This window comes from Microvirga sp. P5_D2, from assembly GCF_054049475.1.
The window spans coordinates 1-14,323 of record NZ_JBFUMH010000135.1 but is presented as its reverse complement, the minus strand read 5'-3'; the positions used below and the strand labels follow the sequence as shown (position 1 = coordinate 14,323).

The window sequence follows — 14,323 nt, the reverse complement described above, 5'->3', positions numbered from 1 at the left end:
GCCCCACAGCATCGCCCCGCCCTCGTCCATAAGGCGGGTGAAGAACGCGTGCGTCTCGTCGTCAGCGATTCCCACCTGATGGTCGACGCAGCCGTCCAGGGTGACGTTGATGCTGAAGGTCAATAGGCCCATGCGGCGATCCTAAGCCATGCGCTCGAAAAAGCGTAGGGCTATTGCTCGAGGTCTATGTTCAACTTCTGCAATAAGTGAATGCGGGCCTAGACGGCTGATGACTATGCGGCCGGTACAAAGGCCCGCTTACGACCGGCCCATGAATGTCCGCTTCTGGCAGATTTTGTTGAAAAACTCCCGGGGGCTGGTGCGGCGGTCTATTACTAGGGTCTGTGTGCCAGATCAGGCCCAACATCCTGTACGTCGACCGCCCGAAAAACGGCACTTGCGGAGTTTTTCAACATTGGGTAATGGGGCGGCTCTCCCTGGATGCCGATAACATCGGCTGGCCACGTGCACAGGAGAGCAGCCATGAACTACTACGCTGGTTTRGATGTCTCGATGAMTGAGACCCACATCTGTGTGGTCGAGCGGGACGGGGCTGTCGTTCTGGAGGCAAAAGCCTCCAGCACCCCAGAAGCGATCGCCGCCRTGCTGGAGACGGCACCTGCCTGCGAGAGGATCGTGCTCGAGACCGGCCGCATGGCCCCGATGCTCTTCCATGGCCTTGCCGCCCTCGGGCTGCCGGTGATCTGCATCGAGAGCCGGCAGGCCTACCAGGCACTCAAATCTCTCGCGACGCACAAGACCGATCGCAACGATGCTCGCGGGCTGGCCCACCTCCAGCCGCTCCGGCTTCTTCAAGCCCGTCCACGTCAAGTCGCTGCCCGCTCATGCGGTGCGTGCCCTGATCATCGCCCGCAAGAAGCTGGTCGGTCAGCGCGTCACCCTGGAGAGCCAGATCCGTGGCCTGGCTGTCGTGTTCGGAGTCCGCTTGCCGCGCGGGTTGAGCCCGCGCTTTACCGAGCAGGTGATCCAAGCCGGCCAGGGGATCGCAGGCCTGTCCGGTGCCATGCAGGGCCTGCTCGCCGCCCGCAAGGCCGTTCTGGAAGCAGTCGTGGCGATCGACCGTGACATGCGGCTGCTAGCCCGTTCGTCACAGGCCTGCCAGCGGCTGATGACCATCCCGGGTGTGGTCAACTGACCGCGCTGGCCTTTGTCGCCACCATCGATGCACCGGAGCGCTTCCGCCGATCGCGGGATGTGGGGGCCTATCTCGGCCTCGTGCCGCGGCGCTTCCAGTCGGGCGAGATCGACTATGTCGGCAGCATCTCCAAGTGCGGCGACCGGCGGGTGCGAACCCTGTTGTACGAGGCCGCCAACGTAATGCTGACGCGCTACCGCGGCGCCCTGGCTCTCAAGGAATGGGCGCTCGGCATTGCCCGGCGCTCGACCATGAGGAAGGCCCGCGTGGCGCTCGCCCGCCGGCTGGCACTCATCATGCATGCCATGCTCCGGCACGGCACCACCTTCCAGGCAGCCTGAGAGGAGCAACGGAAACAGGTCGAGACGAGCTCCCGAGCGGAGCGCCGCCCGAGGGAGGGTGTGGAAGACGACGCCGATTTTGTCGCGTGCGGCCTGAGAGAAGGGCCGACTGCGGTTTCAACCAAGTCGCTCCACTCCATCTGACCCCATCAAGTGCCCTGGAGCACGTAGAGAACGCAGAAACCCTTTGGGATCGCAATACCGCTCAGGATTGGAGAGTTGCCCCTTGACCCATTAGAGAACAAAATCGGCACAAAGCTGAAGAAGCGCTTTGGTCTGCTCGCCCCGCCTAAGCAGACATTCCTGAAGGGCAGGGGATCTTCGGAATGGAGCAAACCAAGCCATCCTTCGCCTGACAGGGGACCACACTGTGACGAGCAGGGGCAATCAGCCGTGTGCCTCGTGTGAGGCGCCTCGCGTAGGGCATAGCATCTTGGAGCAAGCACTCCCTCGCTTAGAATTCGCTATTTGAATCCTTCTGATAGGCATTTAGCAATGGTTCCCGCAGATTTGGGCAAGTTCGAATGCAAATACGTCCTTCTTCACATGGAGCTCTCTAAAAACCGGAGTCGAGGACGAACAACGGCTTAGGCGTGTGTGGGGAGCGAGTGTATCGGACCAGGCCCACCACTAAGTGTTCCATCGAAGCACAAGACTGACATACCCCTCTGGGTTAGGCCGCGTAAAAACCAAGACCTGATATCATAGCCATGACTGATCCCAACCACCGCCCCGAAACTGAACTCGTCGAGCACATGGGCTATCAGATCCGCCTCAGCCCGAGCGGCTTGGACTGGATGGCCTTCGTGGCCCGGCCCAAGCAGCGCCCGACCCTGATCATGGGCCCAGATCGCGAGTCAGTCGTTGTTAAAGCCAAAGAATGGATCGAGGCGCGGCTCGCTTCGGCGGATCTAGTATGACCTACAGCCTCATCCAGCTCGCACCAGGCTCCTATGACCTCCTGCTGAACGGAGAGGTGATGGCAAGCATCGTGAGAAATGCGTCACGGCCACCTTACACTTGGACAGCGGAGCTGCTCGACGATCTACCCCAGGGCAAGAGGCCAGCTCCTTTCAAACAGATCGAACATACCTTCCCCACTCTGGAAGAACTGTGCGCTTGGCTCGGCGAACCAGATGTCAAAAGCACCTTCGGGAAAAGTCTGGTGGCCCGTCGCACTTGACCATGCAATCACACTGGGATCACTTCAAGCACGGCGATGGCCGGCCCGACGCCAAGACCCTGAGCAGCGCGTCCGCGACCAGTTAGAACGCGAAAGAAGCCTCGGCCACAGTGACGTGCAGTCCCTACTCAACGCCTGTTTGATAATCCGCTGAAGGATACGGCCTTACAAATTCCAAGTGGATCAAACCTATCGAGCCCTTTGTCTCAGGCGACATCCAGACCGAGATCGAGGATGGGCGCGCTATGCGTGATCCAGCCGACGGAGATCAGATCCACGCCTGACGCTGCAATCGCAGGTGCTGTTGCAACTGTCACCCGGCCAGAGGCTTCCGTGATGGCTCGCCGGTTCACCCGCCTCACAGCCTCTGAGAGAGTGTCAGGGCTCATGTTATCGAGCAGGATCGCGTCGGCGCCGACCTCCAGCACTTCATCCAGCTGATCGAGAGTATCCACCTCGATCTCAATCTTGACGAGGTGGCTGACAGCTGCACGGGCCCGCTCTAACGCCGGCCTGACACCTCCGGCAATAGCGATGTGGTTGTCCTTGATCAGAACAGCGTCATCGAGCCCGAAGCGATGGTTGGCGCCTCCGCCGGCTCGGACGGCGTGCTTTTCAAGCGCGCGCAGTCCCGGTGTCGTCTTGCGCGTGCAGACAATTCGCGCATGTCCATGAGGCCGGACCGCATCGACGAGGGCCGCTGTTGCCGTTGCAATCCCAGACAGCCGACAGAGCAGATTGAGAGCCACACGTTCCGCCGAGAGGATGCTCCGCGCCGGGCCTTCCACCCACAGGACCGCTTGCCCGCGGTCAATCCGGCGGCCATCAGGGCGATCGATGGCCACTGCGACGGCAGGGTCCATCAGGGTAAAAGCCAGGCGCGCTGCATCGATGCCTGCAACGATCCCTGGCTCGCGGGCCACAATAGCCCCACGCGCACTGGCATCGGCGGGAATAACAGCATCAGAAGTGATATCACCAGTCCGTCCCAGATCCTCGATCAGCGCGGCTCGCACAATGGGTTCTACCAACAAGTGCGGGAGCGCAGCGAGAGCGCCTTGTGTCGGGGTGATCGGTTTCATGCAACTCTCCTGGACGGTGTCGCTGCCTCGTTGTCGACCTCCGCTGCGATGCGCAGTGCCTGATCGAGGGAGATCTCGGTATGCCGTTCGGACATGCGGGCAGGATGGTCGACCCGCTGGTGAGCACCCCGGCTTTCCGGTCGGCTATATGCTGAGGCAGCAATCATCAGACTGACCAATGCGGCATCGCGCTCACCTGTTAAATGCATCTCGTGAGCCAGTGCACGAAGGTGACGGATCGTATCCGTCAATCCAGCCTTGTCACGAAGCACGCCAACGTGCCGATCCATGACCGACCGGATCTGCAGCCGATGCAGGATCTGCCGATCACCCGAGCGATGCACTCGATGCGCAACACGAGGAGGTGAGGGGGCTTGGCCCGTCAGCGACCGGAGCGCTCGTCCCTTGATGTCATCAGCAATCCAGGCGGCGTAGGCCAGCGCCTCAAGCAGCGAGTTGCTCGCCAGGCGGTTCGCCCCATGCAGGCCGGTCGAGGATACCTCACCGCAGGCCCAGAGCCCCTCGACCGAGCTGCGTCCCTGACCGTCTACTTTGATCCCACCCATGTGATAATGAGCAGCCGGACGCACGGGGATCGGCGTGCGAACCGGATCGACGCCAGCAGCCCGGCATAGAGCCGTCACGCCCGGGAACTTCCTGGCGATCCGTTCGCCAAGCACGTGACGCGTGTCGAGAAAAACACGTTCGCCTGCAGAGATCTGGGCAAAGATCGCCCGGGCCACCACGTCACGCGGCGCCAGCTCCGCCCCGGGGGTGTCTTGCATGAAGCGCTCGCCGTGGCCATTGATGAGCGCCGCCCCTTCACCGCGCAGGGCTTCAGTGGCCAGCGGCATCGGATCGAGGCCCGCTGCAATCGCCGTGGGATGGAACTGAACGAACTCAAGATCACGCAGGACCGCGCCCGCACGGGCGGCCAGCGCCAGCCCGCTGCCCTGTGCGCTCAGGGGATTGGTGGTGTGGGCGTACAGTCCTCCGATTCCGCCTGTCGCCAGCACCACGGCTCGTCCAGGGATAAGAATAGACTCGCCATCGCTCCCTTCCCCTGTTGCACGGAGGCAGAACACGCCTGTCACTGCACCATGCGCGTCCAGCATCAGATCCGTGACGCGATGGTTCTCCAGGATCTGAATCGAGGGAGCGTTTCTGAGGGCTTGGAGGAGTGTCTCCAGAACACGTTTGCCGGTTCTGTCTCCATCCGCATGGACGATCCGCCGGCGCGAATGCGCAGCCTCCAGGCCCAGGTTTAATTCCTCAGCAGGCCCGATCCGATCGAAGGCTGTACCTTGCGCCACCAACCACGCAATGCACGAAGGGGCAGCGGCTGCCACACGAGCGGCGACATTAGGATCGCTGAGGCCAGCGCCTGCCTGAAGAGTGTCGCCTGCGTGCAGGGCGGGGTGGTCATCGGCCCCGAGAGCTGCGGCAATGCCACCTTGCGCCAACGGCGTGGAGGCTTCCTGTCCGAGAGGAGACGCTACAAGCAAGGTCACGGGCAGCGGCGCCAGGTGCAGGGCCGTCGCCAGCCCCGCAATGCCGCCGCCCACGACCACGATACGGTCCAGCGGATGGTGTGTGATCATGATAAGCCTTCAACGAACGGCGAGCATGCGTTCGACAGCCAACCGCGCCCGCTCGGCCACCGCCGGATCGATAGTGACCTCGTACTGGCGCTGCTCGAGAGCCTGCCGGATCTTGGGCAGGGTGATGCGCTTCATGTGCGGGCATAGGTTGCAGGGCCGCACGAACTCGACCTCGGGATAAAGAGCCGCCACGTTGTCGCTCATCGAGCACTCGGTCACAAGGGCCACACGAGCCGGGCGTTTCTCTGCGACGTAGTCCACCATCCCCGCGGTTGACCCGGCGAAGTCGGCCTCCGCCACCACCTCGGGCGGCGCTTCAGGGTGAGCCAGAACCACCACGTCCGGGTAGCTCTCACGCACCTCGCGGATATCCTCGGCGGTGAAACGCTCATGCACTTCGCAGTGACCGGCCCAGGTGATGATTTCGATGCCCGGCACCTGAGCGGCTGTATTCTGCGCCAGAAACTCGTCCGGCAGCATGATCACACGGTCGATGCCAAGGGACTCGATGACCTTCTTGGCATTGCCCGAGGTGCAGCAGATGTCCGACTCGGCTTTCACGGCGGCGGAGGTGTTGACATAGGTGACCACGGGAACGCCCGGATAGCGGGCCCGCAGCTGGCGCACGTCTTCGGCCGTAATGGACTCGGCCAGGGAACAGCCGGCCTGAGCATCAGGAATGAGCACTGTCTTGCCCGGATTGAGGAGTTTGGCGGTCTCGGCCATGAAGTGCACGCCGGCCAGCACGATCACATCAGCATCCGTGTTCACGGCTTCACGCGCCAGAGCCAGGCTATCTCCCACGATATCAGCCACCGTGTGAAAGATCTCAGGCGTCTGATAGTTGTGCGCCAGGATGACGGCATTGTGCTGACGCTTGAGCGCGAGGATGGCCTCGATGTCTTGGGCGAACCCGGGCCATTCCATGGCTGGAACGTGATGCCGGACGCGGGCATAGAGCTCGGGCAGGGGCAGGGACGCAGACACCATCGGAGCAACAGCAGACATAGCAGCCTCCTATGCTCAGAGAGAGAGCATGAGCGGGTCGCAGTAATCCTCTTAATGAGCATTACCAACGCGAAAGAATGCCGGCTGCATAGCCGGCGTATGACTTATGCTAGCCGCGAGTATAAGTTTGCGTCAACCCGCAATCTGGTGGGACAGTGATTTACCTGAGGCGAGGCAGCCGCACGCCGGGCGCTGGTCGCTCGACCAGCACCTCGCGCCGGAAGCGCACCAGTCGGGCCGGGCGCCCACCTGTCTCGGTTGTGATCTCTCCGGTCTCCTCGACCAGACCCTGCATCTCCACCAGGCGGCGGAAGTTCTGCTTGTGGAGGCGCACCCCCGATAGGGCCTCCACCGTCTTCTGGAGATCGAGCAGGGTGAAGGAGGCGGGCATCAGCTCGAAGATCACAGGCCGGTACTTGATCTTGCCCCGCAGGCGGCCGATGGCCGTGGCCAGGATGCGCCGGTGGTCGAGCGCCATCGGCTGGCCGGGAACCAGCCTGATCTTGGATGACACTGGCGCCTGTGCATCCCGGAGGGCCTCGGGCACGAGACCGGCCTCAAAAAGAAGCTCGTAGCGCTCCAGCACCCGCTCATCGGTCCAAGTGCTGGATGCAAAGCCGAATGTGAGTTCGATGCGCTCCTCGCGGAACCATCTCAGGGGTTTGCCGCCTGCGCGGACCCACGCCTTCAGGGCAGGCTCAATGACCGTAAGTGCCTTGGGCCGGCCGTCGCGCCAGTCTTCCCACGGCAGATAAGCATACCAGTTCCGCCACGTCGCACGCGTCAGTCCGGCAGGACGGGCCTCCTGAACAAGGGCGAGATAGGCGATCGACAGGGCATGCTCAGCTCCCGGCACATCCGCTTTGGTGCGATCACGATCGCCGAAGGTGTAGAGTTGYTCGACATAGCCCAAGGTCAGCTGGGTCTGTTCAGCCACCCAAGTGCGCAGTCCTGCCTCCAGAGTCCGGTGCTCGGATCGCAACGGCCCGGACGGCAAGCCGTCGAGCTGATCAGCCCGAATGGTGAGAACCCGTGGCTCGTCGGGTGTCGCGGCCATGATGACGGCGCTGAGGTCGACCGTGGGTGCTGTTTGGCGCTGCGGGCGGGTCTTCGATCGTCTAGAGGAGGGAAGGAGTGTCATGGGTACTCAGAAGAGCGCAGGAACAGATTGGCATCACGATAGAATTGCCAGCTCTGCGCGTCGAGACGCACTTTGGATGGGCAGTTCACATAGGAATCGCTGGATTCAGCCCCACCGGATCCCATTGAGGAGGTGAGGATCCTACCCAATCCGCTTGAGTTGACCTCTGGGATGCTGGTCGGGGTGGCAGGATTTGAACCCGCGACCCTCTGCTCCCAAAGCAGATGCGCTACCAGACTGCGCTACACCCCGTACATGCCAGAAATCGACACTACTCAGTACCATGCAAAATGCAAACTGACATCGGGTCAGCAGGAACCGCTGTTCTTCCGTCTCTAGGAAAGTTCAGAAGGTAGTCGGAAGAAGGACGTGAACAGAAGCAACCGTTCAGACCGGTTCGCTTCCGCGTAGTGCGCCGTTGCCGCTGACGAGGCTGATTTAGCGATCCGTCGAGCAGGCCTGTTGGTTGACGATCGCCTGCATCGCTTGAATCAAAATCACGATTCATTGAAATAAATCCCTCATGGCCCCTGCTCCCCCGGCGGTTCCAGCGCGCTCACCAATAATATCAAAGCTTACCGGCGTCTGCCCTTTGAACGATTTTCTTCCAGTGGGCCCCTGCGCCGACGGCCATAGCAAAGGCGATGCGGAAGCATGGATATGTAGGTCTCTGATTGCGGGGGCTCAGGATGACATTTCTCTCTCGTTTCCCACATCCGACTGATTGCAACACGAGAAAATTTTCCTCAACCATCTTGCGGCACGCTGCCATATGCCTTAAGGCGCAACTTATAGAAAGTTGATGGACGGAAGCGTGATGGATGAGCGTCGTTCAGCCAAGCGTTGGCGCACTATTCTGGCGGGACGGATCATATTCGTCGGGCAGTCGCAGCCCATGGAGTGCGTTGTGCGGGATCTCTCAGATACCGGAGCCCGGCTCTATTTTGCGGATCCATCTCTGTTGCCTTCTGAGTTTGAACTGGAGATCCCCAGCCGAGATCTGAAGGTTCGGTCGCGCTTGATGTGGAGCCAAGGGGCCAACCACGGCGTCATGTTTATGGAAGAGGTCAAAGCCTGGACGGACCCTCTGCGGGCCGCAGCCTAGGAGCAGAAGACTGCCTGTCGGGCCGGTGATTGGGGCCGGCACCGATCACCAGGCGCTGGTCGAGATCGATGGCAACGAGATTGAAACTGGGGGCGGGTCACAACGAAAGAATGCCCAGCCGCATCAGTGGGTGCTCTTAAGGCCGATCTCATATCCCAAAGCGGATGCGTTACATCCCCGTCCTACGCTAGAAGTTGACAGCGATTAGCATCATCTGGGTCTGATGAATAGGAGGGCTGCGCGCGCTCTCAAATGAAAAGGCCGCTCCGATCAGAGCGGCCTGAGATCCAGCCGTTCGTTGCTGCCGTGGGTTCAGGCCGTCTTCAGATCAACGGCCGATTCTTTGCCGGTGCGGCGGTCTTCCTGAACTTCATAGGAGATCTTTTGCCCTTCGGCGAGGCTCCGCAAGCCAGAGCGCTCCACAGCGCTGATATGCACGAACACATCCTTGCCGCCGGTATCCGGCTGAATGAAGCCATAGCCCTTCTGTTCGTTGAACCATTTTACAGTTCCTGTCGCCACGAAATTCTTCCCTTTATCTTACTGTCGCTCGCCGCACGACCTGCAGCTTTCCTAACATCGATCAGTTTATCCAGCCGACGCCACCAATCAAGCCAGCCCCGGCGCGAGGTTTACAGCTTGGAAGGATACAAGGATGTCCTTTTGCCGTTCGTAAACTACAGCTAGTTCCATAAATGATGGTGAACGAAATTCGCATTTCGTGAAGGCGCAAAGCCAGAATATCGGGGGTGCGAGATATTCAAGGCCGCTGAGCATAGACGACCTGAAGCCTTCATTTGCCTATCGCAGCCTCCTGCAGGCCAGGCACTTGCAGCCAATTGGCTTGATGAATGCCTCAAAGTAGTTTTCACAATAGTTATAGGTGATCTCGTCATCCGGCCTGATGCGCTTGATCGCCTTGATGCGGATCCGCCCCTGCGACACCACAGCCTCAGTGTTCGGCCGGCAGGAATGATTGATGTAGCGGGCGGTATTCCAGCGCGGTGATCCATCGATGGTCCAGCGGCTGTTAAGTTCAAACATGTAACGCGTACTTCGACAGCGCTGCACTTCCTCATTCGAGAGGCGCGGGCCGAGATACTCGATGGTCAACGTACCCCTCTCGATGACGTCGGTCGCAAAAAGGCCCAGGCCAGTCTCGGATCGCCCGACCCGAAAGGGCTGTTCTGACACTTTGGCTCTCATAGGACTGAACACTCTCCAACTCGTTCAAGCGTCGGGAAACCAGAAACGCCCCTGAACTCATTGTGTTCACGTGCCCTATCACGGGCTCCTGCGCCACACGTGATTGCATCAAGGAGCTGGAAATCGACACATTTGTGCCCGACCTCAGCAGCGGTGACGGCGTTGTCACGGGAGCAGCTGACGGGGTCGATTGAGGCGCGGTCGAGTAGGGGATTGCAGGCCATTTCATACCGCCGTTACCCAGTTTCTGCCGGAGATCATCCGGTACACCATCTGGCTCTATCTGCGCGTCACCCTCAGTTACCGCGATGTCGAGAAGCTTCGAGCCGAGCGGGCAGTCGGAAAATGAAATCGAAAAACCCGCCGGTCCATCCGTGCCTGTGACTAAGCCGTATTCCGACACATGCAAACCACGCAAAAGGATCAGCGTCAGCCAAGCAGACTGATGCGACGGAGGATTAGGCGCGCCTCGTCCAGCTCCTGGCTCTTGGCGCTGTCACCCACTGGAAGGCATGCAGAACCATGCTCATGTCTGGGGCCAGGTTGTTTCTGCTCCCGATGTTGCCGCCGATGAGACAAGACTACCGACAATGAGCCGGATCAAGGCCAGCCGTGTGTCCCGCTGGCTACAGACATCAGAGTGAAAATCGGACAGATGAACTCCCACCAAACGGCGCGAGTACTCGCCCTTTCGGCGCCTTTCCAGAACCAGCTGATTTCCTGAAGGTCTTCACCATGCGTCAGACAGAAGTCGCAGCGCTTGATTTTTCTCCTGCGCCCGCGCCAACGTTCACATGGGCCGCCATTTGCTTTGTCGCCTCTCTTGCTACCTTGATCGGCATGAGTTTGCTGCTGGCCAGCATCTGAGGGCGCATCTTCCGGCGCCTATGCTCTTTTCGCCGCGGCCAGAACCTCATCCTTCGGGCATTCTGGTCCGGTCCATGATGGAGCGGCTGGGGATCCGTCCTCTCTGGAACTCAAGCGTCCTGCAAGGCGGGGCAGTGCTCTTTGCCGCGAGTTTCGAGAGCCGCCTGAAGAAACTTTCGCTTTCTAAGGTTGTGCCCTAGGTTGAGGGCAGGGCAGACGCCCGTCGCCAGTCTATGAGAGAGGCCCGACCGCTTGCCGATGCTGCGCCTATTCATCATCGCCCCGTCTGTGGCGCGCCTGCTCCGGATGGAGAGGAGCGGCGAGCGCGTGATCGAGGGGTATTTCCCCGACCAGCCTCAGCGCAGCACCTTCGTGCGGATCGAGGAAACCCGCAGCAGCCTGATCCTGGAGGTGGGAAAGGGCGCAGGGGCCGAGGAGCCGACTATCCTGCCTCTGGCCCATGGCCAAGCCCTGCTCGCGGTCAGCCAAGGTCAGGTGGAGTACGTACGTACCCGGCTCTCTATCGGCTCGCACGAAATCCAGGCCCTTCACTTCGTCAGGCCCGGCCCGCTCGATCTGGTCGTAGTCGCCAGTACACCCGAGAACGGGCAGAACTTGCCTCTACTGCCCTGGTTCGGCCCGGACGTCAGCGCTAAGCCCGCCTACCAGCGTCGACGCCTGGCGCTGGATGGCCAACCAGATGCCTCGGAGCTGGATGTCTCAAATGCGGCTCTCAACAGCCTACTCGATCTGCTGGAGGACCGGTTCACCACCTGGCCACTGCCAGGGCAAGGCGCAGAGCCGGATGCACCGGCGGCTGATGCCTCTCGGCGCCTGGAGAGGCATGTCCCGGGGCTGGAAACCGAGGCGGACGAGGAGGTCGATGACCTCGGCATTGAGGATGCGGTCATCCGCGAGCTGGCCCGCTCGCTGCAGCCGCGGCACGGCGGATAGATCGTGGCACTTCCGATAGTTGGTTCAGCCTTCTTATCATGGCCGCCCGTTCGCACCCTAGATCCTGGTTAGACAGCTCCTCAAAGCCTTGCTACAGGGGCGCGGTGCGCAAGCGATGTCAGACCCGCTGCCAGAGAGGGAAATGAGATGTCCGACTGTTTGCACTGTGACATCAATCAACTCGTGCAACAGCACTTTGAGCGCGGGGACACCGACCTCGCCGAGATGGCATCCATGATGGTCGAGAGCCTCACCGATCTGATCCTGCTCGCCCCCGAGAGCGACCGATCCAGCTTGATGGCGCATGCGCTCTCGGCCTTCGGGCACATCTTCTTGGAAAAGGGCGGCGCGATCGACGGCGGCTCCAACGCCACACATTAGGGGTCAGCCAAACAGCTCCTCTTCACGGGCATATCTGCACCGACTGGTACCGACTTCGGACCCGCTAGAACACCCCCATACTCATCCCTGTCGCGAGAGCTATCCCAAGCTCCTCGCAGTGCATCAGATCGTCTGGGCTGATGACCTTGGGAGCCAGGATCGCTTCGTCAGTCTGCGCATGGGTGCAGACGATCAGCGGATCAGCGATCGCTTTGAGCCGCCACCCCGTCCCGATGCGCTCCACCTGACGCGCGGCGTTGTCGCCGTCACTGCCGGCGCAGATCATTGTCGCGTAGGGGCGCCCGCTGATCCGATCAAGGGCCGGATAGTAGGTCCGATCAAAGAAGTCTTTCATCAGGCCGGCCATGGCCGCTAGATTCTCGGGTGTGCCAAAGAGATAGCCGTCCGCCTCGAAGAGATCCGCTGCCTGAGCAGCCGGCGCCGGGAGCAGGCGCACGCGCACCGTCGGCTCTGATGCTGCACCACGGGCCGCGGCCTCCACCATCTGACGGGTGCCTCCAGTGTTGGAATGATACACGATCAGAAGCGTCTTCATCGGGTCTGCGTGCAGCGGGTTGGTCATCAGCTGAGATCCTGGGCCTGACGATGGGGACCACGTCGGTGCAGAGCCCACAGAGTAATAGCATGGCCGAAGCTTTCGTGCACACGATCAAGAGCGATGACGCCAGGGTCAACCCGTTCCCAAATGCGAGAACTGTGCTGGAAAGCCTGCCGGTATGGTTCGAGCACCACAACAGCCTTCACCCGCACAAGGCGCTCGGTTATCGTTCACGGCGATGAGTTCATCGCCTCACATCAACCAGGATGATCCTGTCCAATCTTTCGGGGGTAACGACACTTGCTAAAATCTTTGTTACCGAACCTTTGATTGTAGCTGCAAAGTTAGAATGTCCTGATCCTGCAAAGTAGGAACGCACGCCCTGGGTAGAATGTGTCGCCGAGTGTTTGATGCCTACAACTGTTTTGGTTGGATTGTTCTGCAGGCGAGGCACTTGCAGCCCCACGGTCTAATGAACGTTTCAAAGTAGTCCTTACCGTAGCTGTAAGTAATCTCATCGCCCGGTTTGATGCGCCTCGTCGCCATGATGCGAATGCGCCCGCGAGAGACCACAGCTTTGGCGTTCGGGCGGCAAGAGTGATTGATATACCGGGCTGTGTTCCAGCGAGGGGAACCGTCAATGGTCCAGCGGCTATTGACCTCGAACAGGTATCTCGCGTTCCGGCGGCGTTGCACCTCCCCATTCGTGATCTTGGGACCAACATACTCAATGATAAACTTACCCTTCTCAATAAGGTCTGTCGCAAACAGGCCGAGGCCAGTTACTGAGCGACCGACACGGAAAGGGCTTTCTGACATACTGTTTGCCATAAAGGTGATAAGGCTCCCTCGTTGAAGCGCAGGGTGCTGGCTCTTCCAACACCCCGCCGCTGATTATGCCCGCATACTCAACTTCGGGAAGAGGTGCTCATCGCCAAACTCATCGGTTAGCGGGATTTGGCATAAAGACTCGCTACCCGCGTCTGGAAGCTCGGGTTCCTCCTGCACATGACACCCCAGACATCGAAACGGCAAAGTGTCTATGATTTCGTAGACGGGCGATCACATTCAATAATGTTGAAGCCAGTCGAAGCACCTCAGCATCGGACGGGCTCAACCGCAGCGCAGTGACCTGCCGATAAGACAAGCAAACGCCCGCCAGAGAGCGGGCGAGAATGCTTGGTCGGGATCTGTGACGGCTTGCTAGGCGAATGCAGCCTGACGTGCGACATTGGCAATCTGGAAGCGTGAGATTCCAAGATCGGCCAGCTCGCGGTCGGAAAGCTGCGCCAGCTCCCRTACAGTCTCACGATATAGCTTGTAAGCACGGATTTTTGACAGGATGTAGGTAACAAACATGGAGTTTCCCAGCAGGGGGCTGGTCACCACGACCAGCGGTTCTCGCTCTTGATGCAAAGGGCATATAGGCGTGCAAAGCCGGCTTGAGGAGCTACCAACCGGAAGGTCAGTTATGCTTTAGTAGCATAGCGCTTTGGGGTGATGGTGCACAACAACGGCATTCAAGTCACAGGAGCGTACCCGACATGCACGACTACATCCGAAAGATCCTTTCCGCTCGGGTCTATGATGTAGCAATCGAAAGCCCACTTGATCCGATGCCACGCCTTTCGGAGCGCCTTGGCACTCCCATTAGCGTCAAGCGCGAAGATTTGCAGCCGGTATTTTCGTTCAAGCTGCGCGGCGCTTACAACAAGATGGTGGGGCTCCCACGCGAGCGA

At 60.2% G+C, this 14,323-nt stretch carries 16 protein-coding genes, 1 tRNA gene and 2 pseudogenes; 9 read left to right on the top strand and 10 right to left on the bottom strand.

All coding sequences use genetic code 11. The annotated features are described in order from the left end of the window. Positions 1-483 precede the first annotated feature (483 nt). The 3 genes and pseudogenes from ACXJKO_RS23880 (at position 484) to ACXJKO_RS23870 (ending at position 2,680) form a co-directional block, all read left to right on the top strand. Positions 484-1,497 (top strand): annotated as a pseudogene (locus ACXJKO_RS23880) (IS110 family RNA-guided transposase). A 710-nt stretch (positions 1,498-2,207) separates the two neighbouring features. After that, positions 2,208-2,417: a hypothetical protein gene (locus ACXJKO_RS23875; protein WP_457093567.1), complete on the top strand. Its 210-nt coding sequence runs from the start codon at positions 2,208-2,210 to the stop codon at positions 2,415-2,417. Beyond that, positions 2,414-2,680, top strand: coding sequence for a hypothetical protein (locus ACXJKO_RS23870; protein ID WP_457093566.1), 267 nt, complete (start codon positions 2,414-2,416; stop codon positions 2,678-2,680). The genes ACXJKO_RS23875 and ACXJKO_RS23870 overlap by 4 nt, the downstream gene beginning before the upstream one ends. 206 nt (positions 2,681-2,886) lie before the next feature. On the opposite strand, the gene nadC is transcribed toward ACXJKO_RS23870, so the two are convergent. The 5 genes from nadC to ACXJKO_RS23845 all read right to left on the bottom strand — a co-directional run bounded on the left by nadC (position 2,887) and on the right by ACXJKO_RS23845 (position 7,764). After that, the gene (gene nadC, locus ACXJKO_RS23865; protein WP_457093565.1) at positions 2,887-3,762 is read right to left on the bottom strand and encodes a carboxylating nicotinate-nucleotide diphosphorylase; all 876 of its coding nucleotides are present in this window, start codon (positions 3,760-3,762) and stop codon (positions 2,887-2,889) included. After that, a complete protein-coding gene (locus ACXJKO_RS23860; RefSeq protein ID WP_457093564.1) occupies positions 3,759-5,363 on the bottom strand; it encodes an L-aspartate oxidase in 1,605 nt (534 codons plus the stop codon). Before ACXJKO_RS23860 ends, nadC begins: the two co-directional genes overlap by 4 nt. A gap of 9 nt (positions 5,364-5,372) precedes the next feature. Further along, complete coding sequence (gene nadA / locus ACXJKO_RS23855) at positions 5,373-6,371, bottom strand: quinolinate synthase NadA (protein ID WP_457093563.1); 999 nt, start codon at positions 6,369-6,371, stop codon at positions 5,373-5,375. 160 nt (positions 6,372-6,531) lie between these two features. After that, entirely contained in the window at positions 6,532-7,512 is a 981-nt protein-coding gene (locus tag ACXJKO_RS23850) for an NUDIX hydrolase (RefSeq protein ID WP_457093562.1), read from the bottom strand. Positions 7,513-7,687: 175 nt separating this feature from the next. After that, a tRNA-Pro gene (locus tag ACXJKO_RS23845) sits at positions 7,688-7,764 on the bottom strand. A gap of 550 nt (positions 7,765-8,314) precedes the next feature. On the opposite strand from ACXJKO_RS23845, the gene ACXJKO_RS23840 reads away from it, so the two are divergent. Next, positions 8,315-8,617 (top strand): PilZ domain-containing protein, encoded by a 303-nt coding sequence (locus ACXJKO_RS23840; protein WP_457093561.1) that lies wholly within the window; start codon positions 8,315-8,317, stop codon positions 8,615-8,617. A 312-nt stretch (positions 8,618-8,929) separates the two neighbouring features. Here the strand turns inward: ACXJKO_RS23840 and ACXJKO_RS23835 are convergent, their stop codons facing one another. Continuing rightward, on the bottom strand, positions 8,930-9,139 hold the full coding sequence (locus tag ACXJKO_RS23835; RefSeq protein WP_457093560.1) for a cold-shock protein: 210 nt from the start codon (positions 9,137-9,139) through the stop codon (positions 8,930-8,932). Between the two features lie 279 nt (positions 9,140-9,418). Beyond that, positions 9,419-9,823, bottom strand: coding sequence for an SET domain-containing protein (locus ACXJKO_RS23830; protein ID WP_457093559.1), 405 nt, complete (start codon positions 9,821-9,823; stop codon positions 9,419-9,421). Positions 9,824-10,558: 735 nt separating this feature from the next. Between ACXJKO_RS23830 and ACXJKO_RS23825 the strand changes: the two genes are divergently transcribed. The 3 genes from ACXJKO_RS23825 (at position 10,559) to ACXJKO_RS23815 (ending at position 12,025) form a co-directional block, all read left to right on the top strand. Further along, positions 10,559-10,690, top strand: a complete 132-nt coding sequence (locus tag ACXJKO_RS23825; protein WP_457093558.1) for a hypothetical protein — start codon at positions 10,559-10,561, stop codon at positions 10,688-10,690. Between the two features lie 258 nt (positions 10,691-10,948). Then, on the top strand, positions 10,949-11,644 hold the full coding sequence (locus tag ACXJKO_RS23820; protein ID WP_457093557.1) for a hypothetical protein: 696 nt from the start codon (positions 10,949-10,951) through the stop codon (positions 11,642-11,644). A 147-nt stretch (positions 11,645-11,791) separates the two neighbouring features. Further along, entirely contained in the window at positions 11,792-12,025 is a 234-nt protein-coding gene (locus ACXJKO_RS23815; RefSeq protein ID WP_457093556.1) for a hypothetical protein, read from the top strand. Positions 12,026-12,089: 64 nt separating this feature from the next. Here the strand turns inward: ACXJKO_RS23815 and ACXJKO_RS23810 are convergent, their stop codons facing one another. Further along, a complete protein-coding gene (locus ACXJKO_RS23810) occupies positions 12,090-12,608 on the bottom strand; it encodes a flavodoxin family protein (protein WP_457093555.1) in 519 nt (172 codons plus the stop codon). An 11-nt stretch (positions 12,609-12,619) separates the two neighbouring features. Between ACXJKO_RS23810 and ACXJKO_RS23805 the strand changes: the two are divergent. Continuing rightward, positions 12,620-12,826, top strand: a pseudogene (locus ACXJKO_RS23805) (integrase core domain-containing protein); the annotation flags it as partial. Positions 12,827-12,998: 172 nt separating this feature from the next. Here ACXJKO_RS23805 and ACXJKO_RS23800 read toward each other — a convergent pair. Further along, positions 12,999-13,403 (bottom strand): SET domain-containing protein, encoded by a 405-nt coding sequence (locus tag ACXJKO_RS23800; RefSeq protein WP_457093568.1) that lies wholly within the window; start codon positions 13,401-13,403, stop codon positions 12,999-13,001. 384 nt (positions 13,404-13,787) lie between these two features. Continuing rightward, complete coding sequence (locus ACXJKO_RS23795) at positions 13,788-13,943, bottom strand: DUF1127 domain-containing protein (protein ID WP_457093554.1); 156 nt, start codon at positions 13,941-13,943, stop codon at positions 13,788-13,790. Positions 13,944-14,128: 185 nt separating this feature from the next. On the opposite strand from ACXJKO_RS23795, the gene ACXJKO_RS23790 reads away from it, so the two are divergent. Then, positions 14,129-14,323, top strand: a 195-nt coding sequence (locus ACXJKO_RS23790; RefSeq protein ID WP_457093553.1) for a pyridoxal-phosphate dependent enzyme, incomplete at its 3' end; no start/stop codon positions are given.

Excerpts from the sequence above, each read along its gene's own strand:
- nadC (WP_457093565.1), bottom strand. The coding sequence starts at position 3,762 with ATGAAACCGATCACCCCGACACAAGGCGCTCTCGCTGCGCTCCCGCAC.
- ACXJKO_RS23870 (WP_457093566.1), top strand. The coding sequence starts at position 2,414 with ATGACCTACAGCCTCATCCAGCTCGCACCAGGCTCCTATGACCTCCTG.
- ACXJKO_RS23860 (WP_457093564.1), bottom strand. The coding sequence starts at position 5,363 with ATGATCACACACCATCCGCTGGACCGTATCGTGGTCGTGGGCGGCGGC.
- ACXJKO_RS23875 (WP_457093567.1), top strand. The coding sequence starts at position 2,208 with ATGACTGATCCCAACCACCGCCCCGAAACTGAACTCGTCGAGCACATG.
- nadA (WP_457093563.1), bottom strand. The coding sequence starts at position 6,371 with ATGTCTGCTGTTGCTCCGATGGTGTCTGCGTCCCTGCCCCTGCCCGAG.
- ACXJKO_RS23840 (WP_457093561.1), top strand. The coding sequence starts at position 8,315 with ATGGACGGAAGCGTGATGGATGAGCGTCGTTCAGCCAAGCGTTGGCGC.
- ACXJKO_RS23810 (WP_457093555.1), bottom strand. The coding sequence starts at position 12,608 with ATGACCAACCCGCTGCACGCAGACCCGATGAAGACGCTTCTGATCGTG.
- ACXJKO_RS23815 (WP_457093556.1), top strand. The coding sequence starts at position 11,792 with ATGTCCGACTGTTTGCACTGTGACATCAATCAACTCGTGCAACAGCAC.
- ACXJKO_RS23825 (WP_457093558.1), top strand. The coding sequence starts at position 10,559 with ATGCGTCAGACAGAAGTCGCAGCGCTTGATTTTTCTCCTGCGCCCGCG.
- ACXJKO_RS23820 (WP_457093557.1), top strand. The coding sequence starts at position 10,949 with ATGCTGCGCCTATTCATCATCGCCCCGTCTGTGGCGCGCCTGCTCCGG.
- ACXJKO_RS23830 (WP_457093559.1), bottom strand. The coding sequence starts at position 9,823 with ATGAGAGCCAAAGTGTCAGAACAGCCCTTTCGGGTCGGGCGATCCGAG.
- ACXJKO_RS23800 (WP_457093568.1), bottom strand. The coding sequence starts at position 13,403 with ATGTCAGAAAGCCCTTTCCGTGTCGGTCGCTCAGTAACTGGCCTCGGC.